The 759-nt window shown below is 64.2% G+C and carries 1 protein-coding gene; it reads right to left on the bottom strand.

Annotation, left to right across the window (positions count from 1 at the left end):
* Positions 1-163: 163 nt before the first annotated feature.
* Positions 164-727 carry a DinB family protein gene (locus tag R2S09_RS40160; RefSeq protein WP_306192214.1) on the bottom strand — a complete coding sequence of 188 codons (564 nt, stop codon included), beginning with the start codon at positions 725-727 and terminating at the stop codon, positions 164-166.
* Positions 728-759: the final 32 nt, after the last annotated feature.

The following is a 759-nucleotide window of genomic DNA, read 5'->3' as shown; positions in this document are numbered from 1 at the left end:
GAGTGCCTGTCCCTGAGGCCGACATGACACGACGGTGGTCGTGACGCTTGAACGAACGGCTCGTTGGATCCTCAAGAGAGTGCAGCTTCACTGAAGTTCGCAGCCACGGAGCGTCACGGAGTCCACGAAGGTTTCCGAAGCTCGATCGCCGGTTGCCGGAAAGTCATATTCGGCGCGGTGCGGCTCCGTCCTGCCAGCGGTAGAGGTCGCGCAGCAGGGAAATCTCGGCGCCGTGATGGATCAGCTCCCTGTTGACGTGCAGGACCCTGTTCTCCATGGGAAACCGCTCGGGACCCACCGCGGGCGGATTCTCCAGGTCAGCGTCCGAGAGTTCGCGGACCCCCGCGTTCCAGCTCCCATACATCTCATCGAGCTGCTTCAGCGCCTCGTCAGCGGTCCCCGCGTAGGCGAATGTCTCGGAGTCGACGTCCTGGCCGCCGAAGTACCATGCGACCCGATAGCCCAGGCACGAGATGATGATGTGCGCCAGCCGCCAAGCAATCGTGGTCACCGGCGCCGGCACCGGGGCAGGGGACGCGGAGTCCATCGTCCATTCCCCCGAACCTGCCGACATCGGTGCGGCCGACGTGGCACGTGGGCGGATGCTCCAGCAGCCGCGCACCGGCTCCCAGAAGTACTCTTCATCGGTAAGACCGTCCAGCCGCGGCCGCAGGTTCTTGTGCCAGTACCAGTCCAGTTGCTCCGCGAGCCGCTCGCTTCTTGTCATTTCCGCACACTACATACAACGGAGTGAACCGC

Origin of the sequence: Streptomyces sp. MK7 (genome assembly GCF_032658145.1) — a bacterium.
GTDB classification, from domain to species: domain Bacteria; phylum Actinomycetota; class Actinomycetes; order Streptomycetales; family Streptomycetaceae; genus Streptomyces; species Streptomyces spiralis.
The sequence above is the reverse complement of the archived record's forward strand: the minus strand, read 5'-3'. Positions and strand labels throughout refer to the sequence as shown.

Bases quoted from the DNA above. Each gene is read 5' to 3' on its own strand.
- R2S09_RS40160 (WP_306192214.1), bottom strand. From the start codon at position 727: ATGACAAGAAGCGAGCGGCTCGCGGAGCAACTGGACTGGTACTGGCAC.